Below are 22,641 nucleotides of genomic sequence, written 5' to 3'. Positions count from 1 at the left end.
CCGCCCCCGGCCGCGCACTACTGGTTGACCGTGACGTCCTCGAGGACGACCCGGGTGAACGCGTTGATCTTCACGTTGCTGACCTTGTCGGAGTGCACGCCCTGCACCAGTCCGAAGAACATCGGCATGATCGGCATGTCCTCCAGCAGCACGTCCTCGGCCTCCTGGTACTTCGTCACGGCCTCGTCGTTGTCCTCGGCCGTGTTGCCTTCCTTGACCAGCTTGTCGAACTCCGGGTTCGAGTAGAACGCGGTGTTCGAGCCGTTCGGCGGCAGCGCGCCGGTGCTGTAGAGGGGCTCGAGGTAGTTCTGCGGGCTCGGGTAGTCCATCGCCCAGCCGAGCCGGAACGGCCCGGTGAAGCCCTTGTCATCGGCCTTCGGGAGGTACTCCGCGAACTGCAAACCACCCTGGAGCTTGTAGGTGACGCCCAGGTTGTCGCGCAGGTTGTTCCCCACGGCCTGGACCCACTCGTCGTGGCCGGCGCCGGCGTTGAACCACAAGTCGACCGGCTTGCTGGTGTCGAAGTCGGTCTGCTCGAGCAGCGCCTTGGCCTCGTCCGGCTTGTACTCGCAGTACTTGCAGGCGTCCTCGCGGTGACCGTCCACGACCGGGGAAATGGCGGAGTAGGCGGGCTGGCGGGTGCCGTTGAAGATGGCCTCCGTGATGCCCTTGCGGTCGACCGCCATCGAGAACGCCTGGCGGACCTTGGGGTCGGCGAAACGGGGGTCGTACGTCGGGAAGCCCATGTACTGGAAGCTGGAGCTGGGCCGCTCGATGTAGCGGTCGCCGAACTCGTCGGGCGCCGTGCTGATGGCGTCCGGCGGGATGGTGTCGACGATGTCGAGCTGGCCGCCCTGCACGTCGGTGTAGGCGGTGTTGACCTCGGTGTAGATCTTGATCTCGACGGAGTCGGCCTTGGCCTTGTCCTCCGGGTAGTCCTCGAAGCGGCTCAGGGTGATGCCCTGCCCCGGCACGAGCTCGGTGTCGGCCTTGAAGGGGCCGTTGCCGTTCGGCTTCTTGCCGAAGGCATCCTGCGCGGCCTTGTCGGCGAAAAACGACTCGGGCAGCGGGTAGAACGCTGAGTACCCCAGGGTGATCGGGTACTGCCGGAACGGCTCCTTGAGCGTGACCTCGAAGGTCTTGTCGTCGACCTTGTTCAGGCCGGACAACTCGGTGCCCGCCGGCTCCTTGCCCTCCTCGGCCTGCAGGTCGTCATAGCCCTCGACGTTGCCGAAGAAGTACGAGTTGCCCTGCGCGTTGGTCGACAGGGCCGCGAAGTTCCAGGCCTGAAGGAAGGAGTCGGACGTGACAGGGGTGCCGTCGTGGAACGTCCAGTCCTTGAGCTTGATCGTCCAGGTCTTGGAGTCCTCGGACTCGATCGACTCCGCGACACCGTCCATCTGCTGCTCGGAGCTGTCGGCGTCGTAGGTCACGAGCCCGGTGAAGAGCGCGTCGACGACCTGGCCGCCCTCGGTCTCACTGGTGTTGCTCGGGATCAGCGGGTTCTCGGGCTCACCGATGTACATCGAGAAGGTGCCGCCGCTCTGGCCCTCGTCGCTGCTGACATCCTCACCCTCGCCGCCGCCGCCGCCGCCGCACGCCGTCGCGGCGAGCGCGAGCGCGAGCAGCGAGGCGCTGACACGCATTCTCTTCCTGTGGACCTGCACCGGCTGTTCCTCCTTCTCCCGCGCGCGGGAGTACCGATCTGTCCGGGCACACCGCCCGGCTGGAATGGCGGAGTCTAAGCACCCGCAGGTGACCCGACGGGGCGACCTGCCGACTCCCGCACCGAATCGTGATGGGGCCGTGACGCAGTGGCCGGGGTGTGATCCCTCAGCCGGCCGAGAGGCGGCACAGCGCGGCGAACTCCTCGGCATCCAGGCTCGCGCCACCGACCAGCGCGCCGTCCACGTCCGGCTGGGCCATCAGCGCCTCGACGTTCGAGGACTTCACCGAGCCGCCGTAGAGCACCCTTACGCCGTCCGCCAACTCGCCCGGGTACAGCCGGGCGAGCGTCTGGCGCACCTCGGCACACACCTCCTGGGCGTCCTGCGGGGTGGCCACCTCACCGGTGCCGATCGCCCAGACCGGTTCGTAGGCCAGCACCAGGGTGCGGGCCTGCTCGGCGGGCACGCCCTTCAGCGCCGCGGCCACCTGCGCGACGCAGTGCTCGACCTGCCCGTCCCGCTGCCGGACGTCCAGGCCCTCACCGACGCACAGGATCGGCGTGAGCCCGTGCCGCAAAGCCGCCTGCACCTTCGCGGCCACCACCTCGTCGCTCTCGGCGTGGTATTGCCGACGCTCGCTGTGGCCCACCAGCACGTACGTGCAGCCGAGCTTGGCTAGCATCGCGCCGCTGACCTCGCCGGTGTAGGCGCCGCCGTCGTGCACCGACAGGTCCTGAGCGCCGTACCGGATCCGCAGTTTGTCGCCGTCCACCAGCGTCTGGACGCTGCGCAGGTCGACGAACGGCGGGATGACCGCGCACTCGACCGCGTCGTGGTCGGCCGGTGTCAGGCTGAAGGCGAGTTTCTGCACCAGCGCGATGGCCTCGAGATGATTGAGGTTCATCTTCCAGTTGCCGGCCATCAGCGGCACGCGGGCCACCTAGTCCTCCAGAACGGTGAGGCCTGGCAGTGCCTTCCCCTCGAGGTACTCCAGGCTCGCACCTCCCCCGGTACTGATGTGGGTGAAGCGCGCCTCGTCGATACCGAGTGCCCGCACGGCCGCGGCGCTGTCGCCCCCGCCCACGACGGTCAACGCGGTCTCGCCGCCCGAGCTGAGCGCCGCGACGGCCTCGGCGACCCCGCGGGTGCCCTCGGCGTACGGCGCCAGCTCGAACACCCCCATCGGGCCGTTCCAGAAGACGGTCTGCGCCCCGGCCAGCGCGTCGGCGAACACCAGCACGCTCTTCGGGCCGATGTCCAGTCCCATCCGGTCCCCCGGGATGGCCGTCGCGTCGACCACGTCGTGGGCGGCGTCGGCGGCGAACCGCTCGGCCGCGATCACGTCGACCGGCAGCACCACCTTGCCGGTCTCGAGGAAGGCCCGGCAGGTGTCCAGCTGGTCGGGCTCGAGCAGGCTCGAACCGACGTCGTGGCCCTGTGCCGCGAGGAAGGTGAAGCACATCCCGCCGCCGACGAGCAGCGTGTCGACCTTGGGCAGCAGCGCCTCGATCACCGTGAGCTTGTCGCTCACCTTCGACCCGCCGAGCACCACGACGTACGGCCGGGCCGGCGTCTCTGTCAGCCGCCGGAGGACCGCGACCTCGGCGGCGACGAGCGGCCCAGCCGCATGCGGGAGGCGCTGCGCGACGTCGTAGACGCTGGCGTGCCTGCGGTGCACGGCGCCGAAGGCATCGTCGACGTAGAGGTCGGCCAGGCCGGCCAGCCGGTCGGCGAAAGCGCCTCGCTCGGCTTCGTCCTTGCTGGTCTCGCCCGGCGCGAAGCGAACGTTCTCGAGCAGGACGACGCGGTCGGCCTCGGCGGCGCGCACGGCCTCGGCGGCCGACTCCCCCACCACGTCCTCGGCGATGCGGACGGGGACGCCCAGCAGCTCCTGCAGCCGCTCGCCGACCGGCGCGAGGCTGAAGGCCGGGTCGGGCGCGCCGTCCGGCCGCCCCAGGTGGGCCGCCACGACGACCTTGGCCCCGCGGTCCAGCAGGTCCCGCAGCAGCGGGACGCTGGCCCGGATCCGCCCGTCGTCGGTGATCGTCCTGCTGCCCCCCGGGCCGTCCTCGAGCGGGACGTTGAGGTCGCAACGGACGAGGACCCGCCGGCCCCGGACGTCGAGGTCCTTCGCCTGGCGCATCCGCTAGAGGGTCTGTGCCACGTGGCTGACCAGGTCGACGAGGCGGCTGGAGTAGCCCCACTCGTTGTCGTACCAGCCGACGACCTTGACCGAGTTGCCGCTGGACATCGTGAGCTGGCCGTCGAGCGTGCAGGACGCCGGGCTCTGGACGATGTCGGAGCTGACGATGGGGTCCTCGGTGTAGACGAGGAAGCCCTTCAGCGGGCCGTCGGCGGCCTCGCGGTACGCGGCGTTGACCTGCTCGGCGGACGCCGGATTGGTCAGCGTGACGACCAGGTCGGTCACCGAGCCGGTCGGCACGGGGACGCGCAGGGCGATGCCGTCGAGCTTGCCCTTGAGCTCGGGCAGGACGAGTGCGGTCGCCTTGGCGGCGCCGGTGCTGGTCGGGATGATGTTCTGAGCGGCGGCCCGGGACCGGCGCAGGTCCTTGTGCGGCATGTCCTGCAGCTGCTGGTCCGCGGTGTAGGCGTGGATCGTCGTCATCAGGCCCTGCTCGATACCGAACGAGTCCTGCAGGACCTTGGCCATCGGCGCGACGCAGTTGGTGGTGCACGAGGCGTTGGACACGACGACCTGGCTGCCGTCGTACCGGTCGTGGTTGACGCCCATGACGATGGTGACGTCCTCGTCGCTGGCCGGTGCCGAGATGATGACCTTTTTCGCGCCCCCCTGGTCGACGTGCTTGCGCGCATCGGAGGCCTTGGTGAAGAAGCCGGTGGACTCGACGACGATGTCGACGCCCAGATCGCCCCACGGCAGCGCCCCCGGGTCGCGCTCCGCGAGGGCCCGCACGGTGCGGCCGTCGACGCTGAGGCCGTCGCCGGTCACCTCGACGACGCCGGGGAACCGGCCCAGGATGGAGTCGTATTTGAGCAGGTGGGCCATCGTCGTGATGTCGCCCAGGTCGTTGAACGCGACGATCTCCACGTCCTGACCACTGGCCTGGACTGCTCGGAAGAAGTTGCGGCCGATCCGGCCGAAGCCGTTGATTCCCACGCGGACGGTCACTGTGGTGCTCCCTCTGCTCGACGGCGCTGTCGGTCCCGGAGCCGAACCTAGCCGAGCCGGACGCACGAGTCAGCACGGGTCGGGCAGGTGGACGAGCGGGCGTCGGTCAGGCGACAGCCACCAGCGACTCGGTGCGGGCGGACGTGCGGAGCGCCTCGAGCACCCGGGCGACGACCAGCAGGTCACCGAGATCGGCCGCCCACGGCCACACCTGCGCGGGCACGTCCCGGCCGCCGGTGGCCTGCGCCAGCGCGGCGGCCGCCGCCACCAGCCCTGGGTGCACCCCGGGGGGCGCCCACGGCGACGGCGGCGGCAGCGGGAGCACGGCGCCGCCTTCCCAGCACGCCCCGCCCGGCCCCGCCTCCAGCCGCGCGGTGGCGAAGGACAGCCGTACCAGCGGTGCCGGCCCCTCGTGACTGACCAGCACGGTGGCGCCGGAACCGGTCAGCAGCGCCCACGACACGGGGGTGCCGCCGGGCAGCTCGCCGGCCGGCAGCGGCGCCGGTGCCGCGGCCACCGCGGCCACCTCGCCGCACCAGGACGCTGTCAGGTCGACCAGCTCGGCCGCCGCCTGGCGTCCGCGCGGCCAGCCGCGGACGGTCACCTGCACCGGCGGCCCGGCCGCGAGCGGCAGCGCGGCCGCCACGACCCGCGCCCACGGCTCCCAGCGGGCGACCAGCCCGACCACCACGTCGGCAGCCTCCGGAACGGCCCGCGCGGCGCGTACGACATCGGGGTCGAGCGGGGCGGCGGTCGGCAGGAACAGCAGCAGCCCGCTCTCACGGAGCTCGGGCAGCAGCACCGCGAGGTCGCGGTCGTCGCCGTCGACGGCAACCCCGTCCAGCAGCGGGTCCCCGGACACCTCGGCCGGCTCGACGTAGGTGGCGGCGTCCCACCGGTCGAGGTACGGGTCGGCCGAGAGCACCCCGCGCAGGGACCAACCGGCGGCGCGCAGCGGTGCGGGGTCCACCGGGCCGGCCAGCGCCATGGTCGGCGGTGTGCCGGGGGCGCGGCCCCGTCGCGCCGCCCGCGCAGCCGCGCTCATCCCCCTCCCCCTTGCGTCATGCTGCGCCCCGCTCGAGCTGCTCCGCTGAGCAGGACGCAAGGGCAAGGCGTCACGGGCTGTCGGAGAGCATTTCCGGCGTGACGCTCGACTCGGTGTCGGGGATGCCGAGCTCGGCGGCCCGTTTGTCGGCCATCGCCAGCAGGCGCCGGATCCGTCCGGCCACGGCGTCCTTGGTCATCGGGGGGTCGGCCAGCGCACCCAGCTCCTCCAGGGAGGCGTTGGCGTGCTCGCGGCGCAGCCGGCCGGCCAGCAGCAGGTGCTCGGGCGCGTCGTCGCCGAGGATCGCCAGCGCGCGCTCCGCGCGGGCGCCGGCGGCCACGGCCGCACGGGCCGAGCGGCGCAGGTTCGCGTCGTCGAAGTTGGCCAGTCGGTTGGCGGTGGCCCGGACCTCGCGCCGCATCCGCCGGTCCTCCCAGGCGAGCACCGCTTCGTGCGCACCCAGCCGGGTGAGCAACACGCCGATCGCGTCGCCGTCACGGACGACGACGCGGTCCACCCCCCGCACCTCGCGCGCCTTGGCCGCCACGCCCAGCCGGCGGGCGGCGCCGACCAGCGCCAGGGCCGCTTCCGGACCGGGGCAGGTGATCTCGAGCGAGCAGGACCGGCCCGGCTCGGTCAACGAGCCGTGGGCGAGGAACGCCGCGCGCCAGGCGGCTGCCGCGTCGCAGGTGCCACCGCTGACGACCTGTGGCGGCAGGCCACGCACCGGGCGGCCGTGCCCGTCGACGAGGCCCGCCTGGCGAGCCAACCCATCGCCGTCCTTGGAGACGCGGACGACATAGCGGTTGCCCTTGCGCAGGCCACCGGCGGCGACGACGTGGACGTCGCTGGCGTGGCCGTAGACCTCGGCCAGCTCCTTGCGCAGTCGGCGGGCCGTCGAGCCGGTGTCCAGCTCGGCCTCCACCACGATCCTGCTGCCGGGACCACCCGGCCCACCGCCCCCGACCAGGTGCAGCCCGCCGGCGAAGCGGAGCAGGGCGGAGATCTCTGCTTTGCGGCAGCAGGGCCGCGTCACGGTGAGCCGGGACAGCTCGTCCTTGACCGCTGCGGTCATCGCCATGCACGTGCCTCCGGGGTCGAACTGTCTGCAGAGGAATCGTCCGCCAGGACGTGACCGAGCGCGGCGGCCAGCCGGTCCGGGTCGTGTCGGGGCGTGCCGTCGTCGCGGGCGACCGGCGCGAGTACCAGGCGGCCCCCGGCCGCGGCGACTGCGGACATCAGACCATGTGGCTCGCCCACCGCGTCCTGGTCGCCCAGAACCACGTCGAGCCGCAGGTCGGGCGCATGAGCGACCAGCGCGTCGAGGTGTGCCTCGGGTGAGAAACCATCGGTTTCTCCGGCCTGCTCGGCCAGGTTGAGGCAGACCAGCCGGCGGGCGCGGGTGGTGATCAGCACCTCCCGCAGGCCCGGTACGAGCAGGTGCGGCAGGACGCTGGTGAACCAGGACCCGGGGCCGAGGACGACCCAGTCGGCCTCCTGCACGGCCTGCACCGCCTCCTCGCAGGCCGGCGGGTCGGCGGGGCGGAGCTCGACGGCGGCGACGGTCCCGGTGGTCGTCGCCACGGCGACCTGGCCGACCACCTCCGACGGCTCGCCCGGATCCTCCGGGTGCAGACCCAGCACCTGGGCGACGATCTCGAGTGGTGCGCGGCTCATCGGCAGCACCCGGCCCACCGCGCCGACCAACGCCCCGGTGAGGTCCAGCGCGGTCACCGGGTCACCGGTCGTGCCCGTCAGCCCGGCGAGCACGAGGTTGCCCACGGCGTGCCCGGCCAGCGGCCCGTCGCCCTCGAACCGGTGCTGGAGAAGAGTCTCCCAGGTGCGGCCCCAGTCGTCGTCGCCGGCCAGCGCGGCGAGCGCCATCCGCAGGTCGCCGGGGGGCAGCACGCCGAGCTCGCTTCGCAGCCGTCCGCTGGAGCCGCCGTCGTCGGCAACCGTGACGACAGCGGTCAGGTGCGGGGTGACCCGTCGAAGGGCCTGCAGTGACGCGGCCAGGCCGTGTCCGCCGCCGAGCGCGACGACGCGCGGGCCGTCGACGGGGCCGGGCGAACCGGCCGCGTGCCGCCCGCTCACTCGCGTCCCAGGTCGCGGTGGACCACCTGCACGTCGATGCCGTCGCCGCCGAGCCGCGCGGCGAGCTGCTCGGTCAGCGCGACGCTGCGGTGCTTTCCGCCCGTGCAGCCCAGGGCCAGCAGGGCGTAGTGCTTGCCCTCGCGTTCGTAGCCCTCGAACACCAGGCGCAGCAGCCCTTCGTACCGGTCGAGGAACTCGGTGGCGCCGGCCTGGGCCAGCACGAACTCGCGGACGGGGGCGTCCTTGCCGGTGTGCGAGCGCAGCTCCGGCACCCAGTGCGGGTTCGGCAGGAAGCGGACGTCGGCAACCAGATCGGCGTCCACCGGCAGGCCGTACTTGAAGCCGAAGGACAGCACCGTCAGGTGCAGCCGGGTGCCGTCGCTGGCGTCCCCGAAGGCGGCCGCGACCTTCCCGCGGAGCTCGTGCACGTTGAGTACGCTGGTGTCGAGCACCAGGTCGGCGCCGCCGCGCAGGTCGCGCAGCAGCCCGCGCTCGCGCAGGATCCCGTCCACCAGCCGGCCGTCGCCCTGCAGCGGGTGCGGTCTGCGGACGCTCTCGAACCGGCGCACCAGGACGTCGTCGCCGGCCTCGAGGAAGAGCACCCGGGCGTGGACGCCGTGCCGCTCGATCTCCTCGAGCGCGGTGCGCAGATCGGAGGAGAAGGCGCGCGAGCGCACGTCGACGACGACCGCGATCCGGCCGACGGCGCCCTGCGAGCGGGAACCCAGGTCGACCATCGTCGGCAGCAGCGACGGCGGCAGGTTGTCCACGACGAACCAGCCGAGATCCTCGAGGCACTTGGCGGCCGTGGAGCGCCCGGCGCCGGACAGGCCGGTGACGACGACGAGCTGCAGGCCCGCGGCCGTCGTCATACGCCGCCCCCGGTGGTGCCGGCCTGTGATGCCGTCATGCCAGCACCTCGCCGGTGACCGGGTCGAACGCCGGCGCCCCGGCCTCCGCCGTCCTGGGCTCGGGAGCGGCGCAGACCGCCGCCAGGACCGCCTCTGCGGTGCGCTTTCCGATGCCTGGTACCTCCATCACCTCATCGATCGTGGCGGCCTTCAACCGCTTGAGCGAGCCGAAGTGTCGCAGCAGCGCCTTGCGCCGGGTGTCCCCCAGCCCGGCGATCCCGTCCAGCGCCGACGCGGTCATCGCCTTGGACCGCTTCTGGCGGTGGTAGGCGACGGCGAAGCGGTGTGCCTCGTCGCGTACCCGCTGCAGCAGGTAGAGCCCCTCGCTGGTGCGCGGCAGGATGACCGGGTCCGGCGAGGCCGGCACCCAGACCTCCTCCAGCCGCTTGGCCAGACCGACGAGGGCGACGTCGTCGATGCCGAGCTCGTCGAGCGCGCTCTGCGCCGCGGCCACCTGCGGCTGGCCGCCGTCGACGACGACCAACTGTGGGGGGTAGGCGAAGCGCCGGGGGCGACCGGTCTCCGGATCGATGCCCGGCCGCTCGGAGCCGGTGTCGTCGAGCTGCCCCGTCTCCGACCGCTCGTCGAGGTAGCGCGCGAAGCGCCGCCGGATCACCTCCCGCATCGAGGCGGTGTCGTCGATGCCGTCGGAGCCGCGCACGGCGAAGCGGCGGTACTCGCTCTTGCGCGCCAGCCCGTCCTCGAAGACCACCATCGAGGCGACGACGTTCGTGCCCTGCACGTGCGAGACGTCAAAGCACTCGATGCGCAGGGGCGCCTCGGCCAGGTCCAGCGCCTCCTGGAGCTCCGACAGGGCCAGCGACCGCGCGGTCAGGTCGCTGGCCCGCTTGGTCTTGTGCAGCGCGAAGGCCTGTGTCGCGTTGCGCCCGACCGTCTCGAGCAGGGCGCGCTTGTCGCCCCGCTGTGGCACCCGGATCTGGACGTTGGTACCGCGCAGGTCGCACAGCCAGGACTGCAGCACGTCCAGGTCCGGGGGCAGGGCAGGCACGAGCACCTCGCGAGGCACGTCGTCGATGTCCCGCAGCGTGACGCCGCCGCCGGGGGTCATCCGCCGATCCACCTCGAGCTCCTCGACGTCGGGATCCGCGCCGTACGCCTGGGCCAGGAACTGCCCCACCAGCTCGCCGGTCGTCAGCTCCTCGACCTTGTCCACAACGAAGCCGCGCTGGCCACGAACCCGGCCGCCACGGACGTGGAAGACCTGCACCGCCGCCTCGAGCTGGTCCTCGGCGACCGCGACGACATCGGCGTCGGTGCCGTCGGCGAGCACGACCGCCTGCTTCTCGGTCGCCCGGGTCAGGGCACCGATGTCGTCGCGGAGCCGGGCCGCCCGCTCGTAGTCCTGCGCGGCCGCCGCCGCGGCCATCTGCCGCTCGAGCCGCTTGACGAAGCGGCCGGACTGGCCGGCCATGAAGTCGCAGAAGTCGTCGACGACCGCCCGGTGCTGCTCCCGGTCGATCTTGCCGACGCAGGGGGCCGAGCACTTGTCGATGTAGCCCAGCAGGCACGGGCGGCCGACCTGCCCGGCCCGCCGGAAGACACCGTTGGAGCAGGTACGGGCCGGGAAGACGCGCAGCAGCAGGTCGAGCGTCTCCCGGATCGCCCACGCGTGGGCGTAGGGGCCGAAGTACCGCACGCCCTTCTTCTTCGGGCCGCGCATGACCTGCAACCGCGGGAAGTCCTCGTGCAGCGTCACGGCCAGCGACGGGTAGCTCTTGTCGTCGCGGTACTTCACGTTGAACCGAGGGTCGTACTGCTTGATCCAGGAGTACTCCAGCTGCAGCGCCTCGACCTCGGTCTGCACGACGGTCCACTCGACCGAGGTCGCCGTCGTGACCATCTGGCGGGTCCTCGGGTGCAGCGCCGAGAGGTCGGCGAAGTAGCTGTTCAGCCGGCTGCGCAGGCTCTTGGCCTTGCCGACGTAGACGACCCGGCCGGTCGCGTCGCGGAACCGGTAGACACCCGCCGAGACGGGGATCGTGCCCGGCGCCGGACGGTACGACGCGGGATCTGCCACGTACGCGAGCCTACGTCGGCGGGGCACCCCCGCGGAGCCGCCTGAGGTGACGGCTGCCACCCTGTCCTGGTGCCCTTGCCGCCGTCCGAGCCGGTCACCGCCGACGTGGTGATCTTCGACGGCGGGCACTCCGGCCGCGGGCGCCGCACCATCCTGCGGCTGCGATGGACAGCGGCCGAGCCGCTGGCGGTCGAGCTGCTGCTGACGGCGCAGCCGGACCACCCGGCCCTTCCCCGCGGCTCCTGGGTGGTCCTGCGCGACTTCCTGCGTTACGGGCTGGACCAGCCGACCGGGGACGGCGCGGTGCGGATCCGGCCGGACGAACTGCGCGACCGGGTGTGGTTCGAGCTGGCACGTCCGGGCCGGGCGGCATGCGTGTCGGTGCCGCGCGCGGTGGCCCGTGACTTCCTGGACCGGACCGAACATGCCGTGCCGTGTGGCACCGAGCGCAGCGAGGAGGCGATCGACGCACTGCTCCTGCGGCTGCTCGGCAGGCAGGCCCCGCCGGGCCCCTGAACGCGTGCCGCCCGGCGGGGGGACCCTGCGGCCTACCGCTGCAGGACCGCCCGGCCGCCCCTGCCCGCGGCGCCGTCATAGGTGATCACGTCGATGCCGCGCAGGTAGTCGATGACGTACAGCGTCCTGCCGTCCGGCGCCCAGTGCACGGCCGAGGCGCTGCTGTCCAGCGGGAGGAAGAAGCCCTGCTCGGTGATGGCTCCGTTGTTCGCGACGTCCAGGAAGCGGGTGCCGCTCTCGTAGGCCGCGAGCGCGACCGTGCCGCCGTCCTTGAACGACGGCTGCTGCTGGAACCAGTGGACGGAGCAGCCCAGCTTGTAGCCGCCGGGCGGCGTGTTGCCGTCCTCGTAGTCGCCCATCTGCAGCTTGTACTGGTCGGCGTAGGTGAAGATCGGCGAGCTGCTGTTGCCGCCCTTCACCGTGAAGGTCGAGAACGCGCCGTTGTTCTCACCGCAGGTCGGCCGGGCATTCGTCTCGCCACCACTCATCATGATCTTGCTGGCGCCCGCCTGGGGCCACTCGACGCTGTGCGTGAAGCGCTTCTGGCCGTCCGGCGCCGTCAGGTGGCTGGCGAAGGCGAGCAGCTTCGGGGCCTCCGGCCAGCCGCCGTCCCGGGCGTTCACCGAGATGAGCATCTGCGGCACCGACGCGGTCAGCAGCTGCCCGGGGCGGACCTCGGTCTGGTGGTGGGTGCGGGTCGGCAGCGTCTCGGTCCAACCCTGCTCCCGGAGCTGGGAGTGCAGCGCCGTGATCCAGTTGACCTTCGACTCGACGATCGGGGTCGGGTCGGTGAGCGCGGCGCGGATGTCGCTGATGCTGCCGGACGACCCGTACATGTAGGCGCAGGTCTGGCCCTGGACCGTGAGGCAGGTGGAGGTGTGGTCGCCGGCGCTCTTGATGCTCTGGACCAGCTTCGGGGCGGTGGCGTCCCGGACGTCGAACAGCAGCAGGCAGCCGCGGCTGGCCTCGAGGTCGGCCAGGCACGGCGCGGCCTGCGTGGTGACGCTGCTGGTCTGCGCCGAGATGCCCAGGATCCGCCCGTCGGTCGGCACCTGCTCGTTCTCGAACTCGACATCGACCGTCGTCAGCCCCTGCCGGACCGGGTTGGTCGGCTCGGAGATGTCGTAGATCTGCAGGTCCTTGGTCGTCGTGACGTAGAGCATGTCGCCGACGACCCGCGCACCGACGCCGTCGGCGGCCTCCCGGATGTTCTTGACGAAGCGCACGCTGTCCGAGGCGTAGTAACCCGGGCCACTGCCGTTGTCGCTGCGTCCGATCGCATCCTGCACGGCTGCACGCTGGGCCTCCAGGGCGGTGACCGTGCCGGCCTTGCTCGAGTGCGCCCCCTCGGTGCTCTCGACCGGAGTGATCGCGGAGAAGGCCAGCACGCCTCCCCCGCTCAGGAGCAGGCCGGTCACGGCGAGCAGCGCCGCGCGGCGCGAGCGGCGGACGGGGGAAGCAGGCGACACGGGGCTCTCCAGCTCGGAAGGGGACGGGACTCTGGTCCTGGTTCGCCGCCACGGGCGGTGTTCCTGCGCGACCGTGCGGGCCGGCCGCCGGAGGGGAAGAGCCGGCGAGCCCCGTCAGACGCGGGCGGAGGCTTTCGCGCGGACCGTCCTGCCGGGTGCCTTGGCCGGGCCTGTCGATGTCCCGGACGGGGCTGTCCGGGCGCCGGCCCGGGCGTCACCGGGCGCCGGTGGCTCGCCGGGCGGGGACAGGTGGCCGGTCCCCCGACCGGCCAGGATCTCGGCCAGGAAGCGACCGGTGTGCGAGGCCTGCACCGTCGCTACCTGCTCCGGCGTTCCCTCGGCGACGACTGTGCCGCCGCCGGAGCCACCTTCAGGGCCCATGTCGATGACCCAGTCCGCGGTCTTGATGACATCGAGGTTGTGCTCGATCACCAGCACGCTGTTGCCCTGGTCGACCAGCCGGCCGAGGACGCCCAGCAGCTTGCGGATGTCCTCGAAGTGCAGACCGGTCGTCGGCTCGTCCAGCACATAGACCGTCCGGCCGGTCTGTCGCTTCTGCAGCTCGGAAGCGAGCTTGACGCGCTGCGCCTCACCGCCGGACAACGTCGGCGCCGGTTGCCCGAGCCGGACGTAGCCGAGGCCGACGTCGACCAGCGTGGTCAGGTGCCGCCGGATCGCCGGCACCGCCTCGAAGAACTCCGCGGCCTGCTCGATCGGCATGTCGAGCACCTCGGAGATCGACTTGCCCTTGTAGTGCACCTCGAGCGTCTCGCGGTTGTAGCGGGCGCCGTGACAGACCTCGCACGGCACGTAGACGTCCGGCAGGAAGTTCATCTCGATCTTGATCGTGCCGTCGCCGGAGCAGGCCTCGCAGCGGCCGCCCTTGACGTTGAAGGAGAACCGGCCGGGCAGGTAGCCGCGGACCTTGGCCTCGGTGGTCTCGGCGAACAGCTTGCGCATGTGGTCGAAGACGCCGGTGTAGGTGGCCGGGTTCGACCGCGGCGTGCGGCCGATCGGCGACTGGTCGACCCGCACGACCTTGTCGAGGTGCTCCAGGCCGGTGACCCGGGTGTGCCGCCCGGGCACCTCGCGGTTGCCATTGAGCTGCTTGACCAGGACGGCGGCCAGGATGTCGTTCACCAGCGTCGACTTGCCCGAGCCGGAGACCCCGGTGACGGCGACCAGCTGGCCGAGCGGGAAGGACACCGTGACGTCGCGCAGGTTGTGCTCGCGGGCGCCGACCACGGTCAGCTCACGGCCCTTGGTGCGTGGTCGGCGGACCTCCGGCACCGAGATCTCACGACGGCCGGAGAGGTACATGCCGGTGATCGAGTCGGGACTGGCCAGCAGCTCCTCGACGGAGCCGGAGACGACCACCTGACCGCCGTGCTCGCCGGCACCCGGACCGATGTCGACCACCCAGTCAGCCGTCTGGATGGTGTCCTCGTCGTGCTCGACCACGATCAGCGTGTTGCCGAGCGCCTTGAGCCGCAGCAGCGTGTCGATCAGTCGCCGGTTGTCGCGCTGGTGCAGACCGATGGACGGCTCGTCCAGGACGTAGAGCACGCCGACCAGCCCGGAACCGATCTGGGTGGCCAGCCGGATCCGCTGGGCCTCACCCCCGGCGAGGGTGCCGGCGGCCCGGTCGAGCGAGAGGTAGTCCAGCCCGACGTCGAGCAGGAAGCCCAGCCGGGCATTCACCTCCTTGACCACGCGAGCCGCGATGACCTGCTGCCGGTCGGTGAGCTCGAGGTCGCGCAGGAACGCGGCGCAGTCGCCGATCGACATCGCCGCGACCTCGGCGATGGACCGGTCTCCCAGGGTGACCGCCAGCACCTCGGGCTTCAGCCGCGCGCCCGCGCAGACGGCGCAGGGCACCTCACGCATGTAGCCCTCGAAGCGGTCCCGACTGGTCTCGGACTCGGCCTCGGCGTGCCGCCGCTCGAGGAACGGGATGACACCCTCGAAGGCGGTGTAGTAGCTGCGCTCGCGGCCGTACCGGTTGCGGTAGCGGACGTGCACCTCGGTGGGATGGCCGTAGAGGACGGCTTTCTGCTGCGCGGCGGTCAACTTCTTCCACGGCGTCTTGAGGGTGAAGCCGAGGGCGTCGCCCAGCGCCTGCACCAGCCGGCCGAAGTACTCGATGTTGTGGCCGCTGCTCCAGGGAGAGATGAGGCCCTGCTCGAAGCTGGCCTCCTCGTCGGTGATGACGAGCTCCGGGTCGACCTCCTTCTTCACGCCGAGGCCATGGCACTCCGGGCACGCGCCGTAGGGGCTGTTGAAGGAGAACGACCGCGGCTCGAGCTCCTCGAAGGACAGGTCGTCGTACAGGCAGGCGAGGTGCTCGGAGAAGGTCCGCTCGCGCTCCGGGTCGCTCTCCGGTCTGTCCACGAAGTCCAGGACCACCAGGCCACCGCCGAGACCGAGAGCGGTCTCGACCGAGTCGGTCAGCCGCCGCTTGGCCGACTCCTTCACGGTGAGCCGGTCGACGACCACCTCGATCGTGTGCTTCTCCTGCTTCTTGAGCTTGGGCGGCTCGGCGAGGGAGTGCACGACGCCGTCGACCCGCGCGCGGCTGTAGCCCTTGGTCTGCAGGTCTGCGAACAGATCGACGTACTCCCCCTTGCGGCCGCGGATGACCGGTGCGAGCACCTGGAAGCGGGTGCCCTCTTCGAGCTCGAGGACGCGATCCACGATCTGGGAGGGCTGCTGGCGGGCGATGACCCGGCCGCACTGGGGGCAGTGCGGGGTGCCGGCCCGGGCATAGAGCAGGCGCAGGTAGTCGTAGACCTCGGTGATGGTGCCCACCGTCGAGCGGGGATTGCGGCTGGTGGACTTCTGGTCGATGGAGACGGCCGGTGACAGGCCCTCGATGAAGTCGACGTCGGGCTTGTCCATCTGACCCAGGAACTGCCGGGCGTACGCCGACAGGGATTCGACATACCGGCGCTGGCCCTCGGCGAAGATCGTGTCGAACGCCAGGCTGGACTTGCCCGAGCCGGAGAGCCCGGTGAAGACGATCAGGGCGTCGCGGGGCAGGTCGAGCGAGACGTCCTTGAGGTTGTGCTCACGCGCGCCACGCACGACGAGGCGGTCGGCCATCGGGTCCCATCAGGAGGCAGTGCCGGAGGGGCCCGGCTCCTCCAAGGCTAACGCTCCCCCACGTGGGCAGCAGCGCTGTTGGCGACCGCCACGTCGTCCAGCCACCGCCACAGACCCGCCCCGATCGGCCGGACCCGCTCCTCCTCGAGGTGACCGACCAGGCCACCGGTCCGGGCGATGACGGCGACACCGCGCAGCACCCGCCAGTGCAGGCCCAGATCGGACAGGGCAGCGGCCGAGGCGCCGGCGCCGTTCACCGGCAGATAGCCGCCCCTGCGGTCGGTCATGGCCTGCCCCACGGCCTCCATCAGGCGGATGTGGGGACCGGCCACGCCGAGTTCGTCGGCCAGCCCGAACAGGCGGACCGTGCGCGGGTCGCCGTTGCGGTGGATCGGGTGACCCACCCCGGGTAGCCGCTCGGCCCCACTGGCCAGGAAGCGGTCGACGATCTCCTCCGCCAGGGCGCGCAGCGAAGTGCTGTCCGCCGCCGGGTCCGGCCCGGCGGACTGCAGCATCCGCGCCGCGTCGTCCACGACGCCGAGGAAGACCGAGCCGGCCCCGAGGATGCCGGCAGCGACGGCCCCCTGCACGGCCTCGGGTGCACCGGTGAAGGTGAGCCGGGTGGCGATCGCGCTGGGCGTCAGCCCGTGCTCGGCGAGGCCCACGAGGACCGCGTTGAACAGCCGGCCTTCGGCGTCACTGGGTTGCCGCCCGGACAGCAGCAGGAAGCACATCGACCCGAAGTCGAGGTGTCCCATCAGTTCCTCGGTGAGGTCGAAGCCCCGAACCGTGATCGTGTCAGCGGTGGAGCTGGCGATGTCGCTGCGGAACGGCGGCTGCTCAGGCATGGATCGGGCCCTTCTGGAGGTCGGCCTCGGCCGCGGTCCGCTCCCGCGGGAGCCTGGTCTTGGCGATCTTCTGCGTCTCGGTCAGTGGCCAGCCGTCGACGAACTCGAGGTACCGCGGCCGCTTGTAGGGCGGCAGGCGGTCGGACCACCAGTTCACCAGCTCGTCGGGGGACAGGGAGGCGCCCGGCCGCAGCATGACGAAGGCCTTGATGTCCTCCTCGGTCAACGGCGACGGCACCCCGATCACGGCGCTCGAGGTGACCGCGGGGTGCGCCTCGATGACGTTCTCGACCTCGGCCGGCGACAGGTTCTCCCCACGGCGCCGGATCGTCTCCTTCAGACGTCCGGCGAAGTAGTAGTCCCCGTTGGCGTCGCAGGATGCCAGGTCACCGGTGCGCAGCCAGCCGTCGCGCATGATCTGTGCGCTGGCCTCGGGCTGGTCGAGATACCCCGGTGTCGTGAACGGGTTCTGCAGCAGGAGCTCCCCCACGACCCCAGGGGCGACGTCCCGACCCACCCCATCCACCACCCGCGCGTGATTGACCTCACCGAGCCGCGGATGCTGTCGCGGGCGGCCCATCGAGCCGTACACGGCAGGCCGGTCCACGGGCGAGATGAGGCCGTACGGCGTCTCGGACAGCGCGTAGCCGATGACGAGGCGGAGACCGAGCCGCTCCTCGATCTCCCGGTGGCGCTGCTCCGTCGGGGCCGGCGCGGAGTAGCACAGCCGCATGCTGTGGTCCCGCTCCGCCGGCGAAGGCGGCTGCGCCATGAGGATCTCCACCATGGCCCCGATCGCGTTGAACTGGGTCGCGCCGTACCGGCGGACCTGGTCCCAGAAGCTGCTTGCCGAGAAGCGCGGCAGCAGGGCGAGCCGCGCACCGGCGCCGTAGGAGCCCAGGGTCGAGTACGCCTGCGCGTTCAGGTGCGAGAGCGGAAGCGTCGTGAGCAGCACGTCGTCCTCCGTCAGCCCCAGCCAGAACGGGAACCCCTCGGCCGCCGCCGTGTACATGGCATGGGTCTCGACGACGAACTTCGGCTCCCCGGTGCTGCCGCTGCTCTGGATGCAGGATGCCGGTTGTTCAGGGGACGTGGTGACGGGGGCCAACGGGGAGGCCGCGTCCAGATCGCCCACCTCGACGGTCCGGACGCCGGCCGGCAGCGGACGCTGCTCGTCCGCGACGACCACGGATGCCGCCGCCTTCGCCACGACGGCAGCGAGTTCGGCGGCGGCCGCCGCAGGGTTCACACCGATCACCACGCCGCCGGCCAGCACCGTCCCGAACCAGGCCCGCACGAAGTCCAGGCCGTTCGGGAGCACGACCACGACGCGGTCTCCGGGTTCGACGCCGAGGGCCCGCAGCCCGCCGGCCACCCGACGCGCCGACTCATACGCCGCTGCCCGGCTGACCGGGACCGGCTCGCCGGCCAGCCACCACGGCGCGTCGGGCCAGCGGTTCGCTCCCTGCTCGAGGAATTCGGGAATCGTCAGCAGGTCGCCTGCCATGGTGGCCTTCCTGGTCGAGGACGCGTGCACGGTCTGCCGGAGCCGGACGGGCCCGGTCCACGGGGCGTCATGCGGAGCCCGGCAGCACGCCGATCTGGCGCAGCCAGGCGTCCCGGTCGAACAGCGTCCGCACCGAGCACACCCGCCCGCCGTCCGTGTGCAGGACGACAGCACCGTCGACCCGGAAGGCCTGGGCCTGGCCGATGTGCGCCGTCCCGGCCCACTGCAACATCCCGGTGAACGTCCCGGCGAACTCCACCTCGGCGAAGACGACGCCGCTGTCGGCAGCGGCCGGCCCGGCCACGACAGGCATGGCGAGGTCGGCGAAGGTCCGCATCGTGTGGGAGAAGTGGTCCACGGCGAGGTCGCGGCCGCGCACCGGCGCCGGTCGGAACAGGGAGTGCACCTCGACGTCGTCGTCCAGGACGCCCCGGAGCCCGTCCAGGTCCCGCTGTTCGTGGGCGACGTGCCACACCGAGAACGTGTCCAGGGCCGACGCGCGGGTCACCATGCGGGGAAGGTGTCAGCGCGCAACGGGCACATCAGATGACCCCCTCGCGGGCCAGGTCCGCCAGCTCATGGTCTGCCAGGCCCAGGAGGGTGCCGAACACCGCCTCGTTGTCACGTCCGGGGACCGAGGGCCCGGCCCACCTCACGTGTCCGGGGCTACGCGTCAGCTTGGGCACGATGCCCGGCATCACGACCTCGCCGCCCTGGTCGTCCGGGACCGACAACAGCATCCCCCGCTGGCGGAAGAGCGGGTCGGCGAAGATGTCCGCCACGCTGTTGACGGGCCCGCAGGGCACGCCGCACTCGTCCAGCAGCTTGCTCAACTCGCCGCTGTCGTAGCTCGCGCACCACTGAGCGACCACATCCTCGATCTCCTCCTGGTTCCGGCCGCGGGCCTGGTGCGTCGAGAAGCGGGGGTCCTCGACCAGCTCGGGCCGGCCCATGGCGGTGCACAACCGCGTGAAGACGGTGTCCTGATTGGCGGCGACGACCATCCAGGTGCCGTCGGCTGTCCGGAAGATGTTGGAGGGCGCGATGCCGTCCAGGCGGGTCCCCGAGGGTCCCCGCACGTTGCCGGTGGCGGCGTATTCGGGAACGACGCTCTCCAGCATGGCGAAGCAGGCCTCGACCAGCGAGCAGTCCACCACCTGGCCGGATCCCCCGCGGGCGTCCCTCCAGTACAGGGCGGTGAGAATCCCCTGCACGGCGAACAGCGCCCCCAGGCTGTCCCCGAGCGACAGGCCCGTCCGGGGTGGCGGCAGGTCCGGAAAACCGTTGAGATGCCGCAACCCCCCGACCGCTTCGGCCACGGAGGCGTAGCCGGCCCGCCCGCTGTCCGGCCCGGTCTGGCCGAAGCCGGAAACCCGGGCCAGGACGAGCCGGGGGTTGCGCTCGAGCAGAACCTCCGGAGCCAGTCCGAGGTCCTCCAGACTGCCGGGCCGGAGATTTTCCAGCAGCACGTCCGCGGATCCGACCAGGTCCAGGAACAGCTCTCGCCCGCGGTGGCTGCCCAGGTCCAGCGTGACGCAGCTCTTGTTCCGTGACTGCACCGCCCACCAGGAGGTCCGGTCGTGCTCGTCCGGTGCCCCCCACTGCCGGAGCGGGTCCGGTCGCGCCGGATTCTCCACCTTGACGACCTCGGCGCCGAAGTCCGCGAGCATCCGGCCGGCGAACGGGCCGGCGATCAGGCTCCCGACCTCCACGACCCGCACACCGCCCAGTGGACCGGCCGCTTCGGGCAGTGGACCGCCGTCTGCAGCCGTCATCGTCACAGGAACTCCTCGAGGGTCGTACGGGCCTCAGATGGTGAAGAACAGCTTCCGGAAAGCCTCGATGCTCTCCGCCTTGCCGGTGGCCTGTCCGCCCTGGATCCGCTGGTAGACGTCGAGACAGAACTCGGCGCAGCCGAAGGTGAAGGTGGCGTCAGGAGCCGCCGGACGGCCCGGCTCGTAGGTGAGTGCACCGTCGGCTATCCGCACCGTCCAGACGTCCCCCTCGGCCGGCGAGATCTCGATGCAGACGGTCAGGTCGAGGTCGCCGGCCACCTCGGGGGCGAAGCACAGTTGCATCAGGCCGAACATGAAGGGCGTCAGAGTGTTCGCTGAGTCCGCGTGCACCGTTGCCTCCCGGCCCAGCGCCTTGCGGAAGTCCCAGTTGTGCACCGAGTAGTCCATCAGCTGGAAGGCCGCCATCATGAAGGCGGGGACGGGACCCACCCAGCCGTGCGGCACCAGGCGACCGGACCACTCGTCTTCGGTCAGCTTGTCGAAATAGCCGAAGAGCAGCTCGTTGCAGGCGTCGAGCCGGCTGAGCGCCTCCCACTTGTCCAGGTCGTGGTGGAGCAGCGCGCTCTTGCCCAGCCCCGCGCCGTAGGCCCGCATGCCCTTGGGCTCCTGGGTGGGCCAGCCCCGCTCGCCCTGCTTGAAGTAGCCGATGTAGGAGAAGGAGACGTCGAGCAGGTGCCCGACGAGGTCCCGGACCTGCCACATCGAACAGGGGGTGGGCAGGTCCCACTCCTGCTCGCTCGTGCCTGTCACCATCTCGAGGGTGTGCGAGTACTCCTCGCGGATGAGACCCAGCAGATGGTCCTTGCCGGAGAACGTCGTGACGTCGATGCGTGTCGGTGCAGGCGGCGTGATGGTCATGTGCGCTCCTATCGGGATCTTCGGGACGGGCGCCGCAGGACAGGGGGCGCGACAGGCATCCGGCAGCACGGGAGGAGGCCGGGGCGGGGCGGAACGAGATCAGCGGGCCACTGCGGCGACCGCGGGCACCGGGTCGACGTCCTCGAAGAGCGGGTCCTCGTCGAGATCACGTGAAGAGACCGAGAACTCCAGCGAGATTCCGTTGGGATCGGTGCAGTAGAGCGAGCGGATGAACCCGTGGTCGACGAGGTCGCTGGCGTCGTAGCCACCCGCGCGCAGAGAGGCCTGCAGTGCGTCGAGATCGCCCTCCGACGAGACGTTGATCGACACGTGGTCGAACAGGATCCCGGAGGCCGGGATGCCGGAGTCCTTGCGGACAGGGAGCTGCACCTCGGGCCACTCGAAGAAGGCGATGGCGTGGCCAGGACCCAGGCTGAAGAAGTAGTGGCGGTAGGGATAGTCGGCCTTCGGATCGCCGGTGGTGCCGACGAGGCGCATGCCGAGCACGTCCCGGTAGAACCGGACCGTGGCATCCATGTCATTGGTCACCAGCGCGAGATGGTTGACGCCTTGGTACGTCGGCACGTCTGTGTCCTTCCGTCGAGCCCCCGCGGGCGGACCAGCAATCGCGCGCACAAAGGGCAGGTTGTATACGATCGACTGTGACGTAGAACACTTGCACAGTCACACACCCTGGTCAAGGACCCGCCGGGAGGGAGAATCGAGAGGGTTAGCCAGAGCCCGCGTCACCAGGCTTTACCGGGCTGCCGGTATACAAGTGACCTGATTCCGGCTCGTTCGAGCCGGTGGCCGAAAGGCGCGGGAAACCGAGCGCGCGCCGGGTCCTCTACGCTCCCGGCACCCGATCCGCACTGGCAGCCGCGGCACGCCGGAGCCTTCGAGAACTGCGAGCATGGAGATGGCGAGAGCAGCAGACGCCGCCTACGCAGCGGTCCGGCGCCAGATCCTGGAGGGCAGGCACCCCGCCGGAAGCTGGCTGCGTGAAGAGGAGATCGCCGCCTCGACCGGGGTGAGTCGCACACCGGTCCGCGAGGCCCTGCAGCGCCTCCGGGCCGAGGGACTGGTCGAGATCCTGCCCAACCGCGGCGCGACCGTCGCGAGCGAGTGGAGTGCCGAGCAGCTGGACGAGATATACGACATGCGCAGCCTGCTGGAGGGCTACGCGGCGCGGCGGGCCGCGGAGCGGTTCACCGCGGACAGCGTCGACGTGCCGGCGCTGCAAGAGCTGTGCCGAGCGATGGACGTACAGCTGCGCCGCGGCGGCGACGAGAGCTACAACGAACTGACCAGGTTGAATCTGCAGTTCCACAGCGCCGTCCACCAGGCCGCCGGCAACCGGCAGGTCATGGAACTGCTCGGGACGGTCATCCAGCGGCCGCTCGTCGTACGCACCATGCAGCGGTACACCGATCGCGAGCGCGCGCGTAGCGTCGGGCACCATCATGAGCTGCTCGAGGCCATCCTCGTGCAGGACGGCGAGTGGGCCGAGTCCGTCATGCGGTCACACGTGCGGGCCGCACGCGCCTCCCTGCGCCACTCGATGATCGACGGCAGCGCGCCGGCGGTCGGCAGTCTGGTGCAGCCTGTTCCCGGCTCGCCAGGCACACCCTGAGGAGAG

At 71.4% G+C, this 22,641-nt stretch carries 19 protein-coding genes; 2 read left to right on the top strand and 17 right to left on the bottom strand.

Going from position 1 to position 22,641, the window contains the following annotated elements; all coding sequences use genetic code 11:
- Positions 1-17: 17 nt before the first annotated feature.
- From WD794_12730 to uvrC, 9 genes are all read right to left on the bottom strand, one after another.
- Positions 18-1,646 carry an ABC transporter substrate-binding protein gene (locus WD794_12730; protein MEX2291177.1) on the bottom strand — a complete coding sequence of 543 codons (1,629 nt, stop codon included), beginning with the start codon at positions 1,644-1,646 and terminating at the stop codon, positions 18-20.
- Positions 1,647-1,833: 187 nt separating this feature from the next.
- A complete protein-coding gene (tpiA, locus tag WD794_12725) occupies positions 1,834-2,607 on the bottom strand; it encodes a triose-phosphate isomerase (protein ID MEX2291176.1) in 774 nt (257 codons plus the stop codon).
- Positions 2,608-3,810, bottom strand: a complete 1,203-nt coding sequence (locus WD794_12720; protein ID MEX2291175.1) for a phosphoglycerate kinase — start codon at positions 3,808-3,810, stop codon at positions 2,608-2,610.
- Between the two features lie 3 nt (positions 3,811-3,813).
- On the bottom strand, positions 3,814-4,818 hold the full coding sequence (gene gap, locus WD794_12715; GenBank protein MEX2291174.1) for a type I glyceraldehyde-3-phosphate dehydrogenase: 1,005 nt from the start codon (positions 4,816-4,818) through the stop codon (positions 3,814-3,816).
- Positions 4,819-4,924: 106 nt separating this feature from the next.
- The gene (locus WD794_12710; GenBank protein ID MEX2291173.1) at positions 4,925-5,863 is read right to left on the bottom strand and encodes a hypothetical protein; all 939 of its coding nucleotides are present in this window, start codon (positions 5,861-5,863) and stop codon (positions 4,925-4,927) included.
- A 70-nt stretch (positions 5,864-5,933) separates the two neighbouring features.
- The gene (whiA, locus tag WD794_12705) at positions 5,934-6,944 is read right to left on the bottom strand and encodes a DNA-binding protein WhiA (GenBank protein MEX2291172.1); all 1,011 of its coding nucleotides are present in this window, start codon (positions 6,942-6,944) and stop codon (positions 5,934-5,936) included.
- Positions 6,935-7,957 (bottom strand): uridine diphosphate-N-acetylglucosamine-binding protein YvcK, encoded by a 1,023-nt coding sequence (gene yvcK, locus WD794_12700; protein MEX2291171.1) that lies wholly within the window; start codon positions 7,955-7,957, stop codon positions 6,935-6,937. Before yvcK ends, whiA begins: the two co-directional genes overlap by 10 nt.
- Complete coding sequence (gene rapZ / locus WD794_12695; GenBank protein ID MEX2291170.1) at positions 7,954-8,829, bottom strand: RNase adapter RapZ; 876 nt, start codon at positions 8,827-8,829, stop codon at positions 7,954-7,956. Before rapZ ends, yvcK begins: the two co-directional genes overlap by 4 nt.
- A gap of 34 nt (positions 8,830-8,863) precedes the next feature.
- On the bottom strand, positions 8,864-10,906 hold the full coding sequence (gene uvrC / locus WD794_12690; GenBank protein ID MEX2291169.1) for an excinuclease ABC subunit UvrC: 2,043 nt from the start codon (positions 10,904-10,906) through the stop codon (positions 8,864-8,866).
- A 69-nt stretch (positions 10,907-10,975) separates the two neighbouring features.
- Between uvrC and WD794_12685 the strand changes: the two genes are divergently transcribed.
- The gene (locus WD794_12685) at positions 10,976-11,422 is read left to right on the top strand and encodes an SsgA family sporulation/cell division regulator (GenBank protein MEX2291168.1); all 447 of its coding nucleotides are present in this window, start codon (positions 10,976-10,978) and stop codon (positions 11,420-11,422) included.
- A 32-nt stretch (positions 11,423-11,454) separates the two neighbouring features.
- Here the strand turns inward: WD794_12685 and WD794_12680 are convergent, their stop codons facing one another.
- The 8 genes from WD794_12680 to WD794_12645 all read right to left on the bottom strand — a co-directional run bounded on the left by WD794_12680 (position 11,455) and on the right by WD794_12645 (position 21,587).
- On the bottom strand, positions 11,455-12,891 hold the full coding sequence (locus WD794_12680; protein ID MEX2291167.1) for a hypothetical protein: 1,437 nt from the start codon (positions 12,889-12,891) through the stop codon (positions 11,455-11,457).
- Between the two features lie 114 nt (positions 12,892-13,005).
- The gene (uvrA, locus tag WD794_12675; protein ID MEX2291166.1) at positions 13,006-15,993 is read right to left on the bottom strand and encodes an excinuclease ABC subunit UvrA; all 2,988 of its coding nucleotides are present in this window, start codon (positions 15,991-15,993) and stop codon (positions 13,006-13,008) included.
- A gap of 47 nt (positions 15,994-16,040) precedes the next feature.
- The gene (locus WD794_12670; protein MEX2291165.1) at positions 16,041-16,841 is read right to left on the bottom strand and encodes a citryl-CoA lyase; all 801 of its coding nucleotides are present in this window, start codon (positions 16,839-16,841) and stop codon (positions 16,041-16,043) included.
- Entirely contained in the window at positions 16,834-18,348 is a 1,515-nt protein-coding gene (locus WD794_12665) for an AMP-binding protein (GenBank protein ID MEX2291164.1), read from the bottom strand. The genes WD794_12670 and WD794_12665 overlap by 8 nt, the downstream gene beginning before the upstream one ends.
- A gap of 67 nt (positions 18,349-18,415) precedes the next feature.
- Positions 18,416-18,859, bottom strand: a complete 444-nt coding sequence (locus WD794_12660) for an ester cyclase (protein ID MEX2291163.1) — start codon at positions 18,857-18,859, stop codon at positions 18,416-18,418.
- A gap of 31 nt (positions 18,860-18,890) precedes the next feature.
- Positions 18,891-20,123 (bottom strand): CoA transferase, encoded by a 1,233-nt coding sequence (locus tag WD794_12655; protein ID MEX2291162.1) that lies wholly within the window; start codon positions 20,121-20,123, stop codon positions 18,891-18,893.
- A 33-nt stretch (positions 20,124-20,156) separates the two neighbouring features.
- Entirely contained in the window at positions 20,157-21,002 is an 846-nt protein-coding gene (locus WD794_12650) for a maleylpyruvate isomerase family mycothiol-dependent enzyme (protein MEX2291161.1), read from the bottom strand.
- Positions 21,003-21,101: 99 nt separating this feature from the next.
- Positions 21,102-21,587: a VOC family protein gene (locus WD794_12645; protein MEX2291160.1), complete on the bottom strand. Its 486-nt coding sequence runs from the start codon at positions 21,585-21,587 to the stop codon at positions 21,102-21,104.
- A 334-nt stretch (positions 21,588-21,921) separates the two neighbouring features.
- On the opposite strand from WD794_12645, the gene WD794_12640 reads away from it, so the two are divergent.
- Complete coding sequence (locus tag WD794_12640) at positions 21,922-22,635, top strand: GntR family transcriptional regulator (GenBank protein MEX2291159.1); 714 nt, start codon at positions 21,922-21,924, stop codon at positions 22,633-22,635.
- The last annotated feature ends 6 nt before the right edge of the window (positions 22,636-22,641 follow it).

Source organism: Mycobacteriales bacterium, from assembly GCA_040902655.1.
GTDB lineage: Bacteria > Actinomycetota > Actinomycetes > Mycobacteriales > SCTD01 > SCTD01.
Note: the sequence above shows the minus strand (reverse complement) of the source record. Positions and strands in the feature narration are given on the sequence as shown.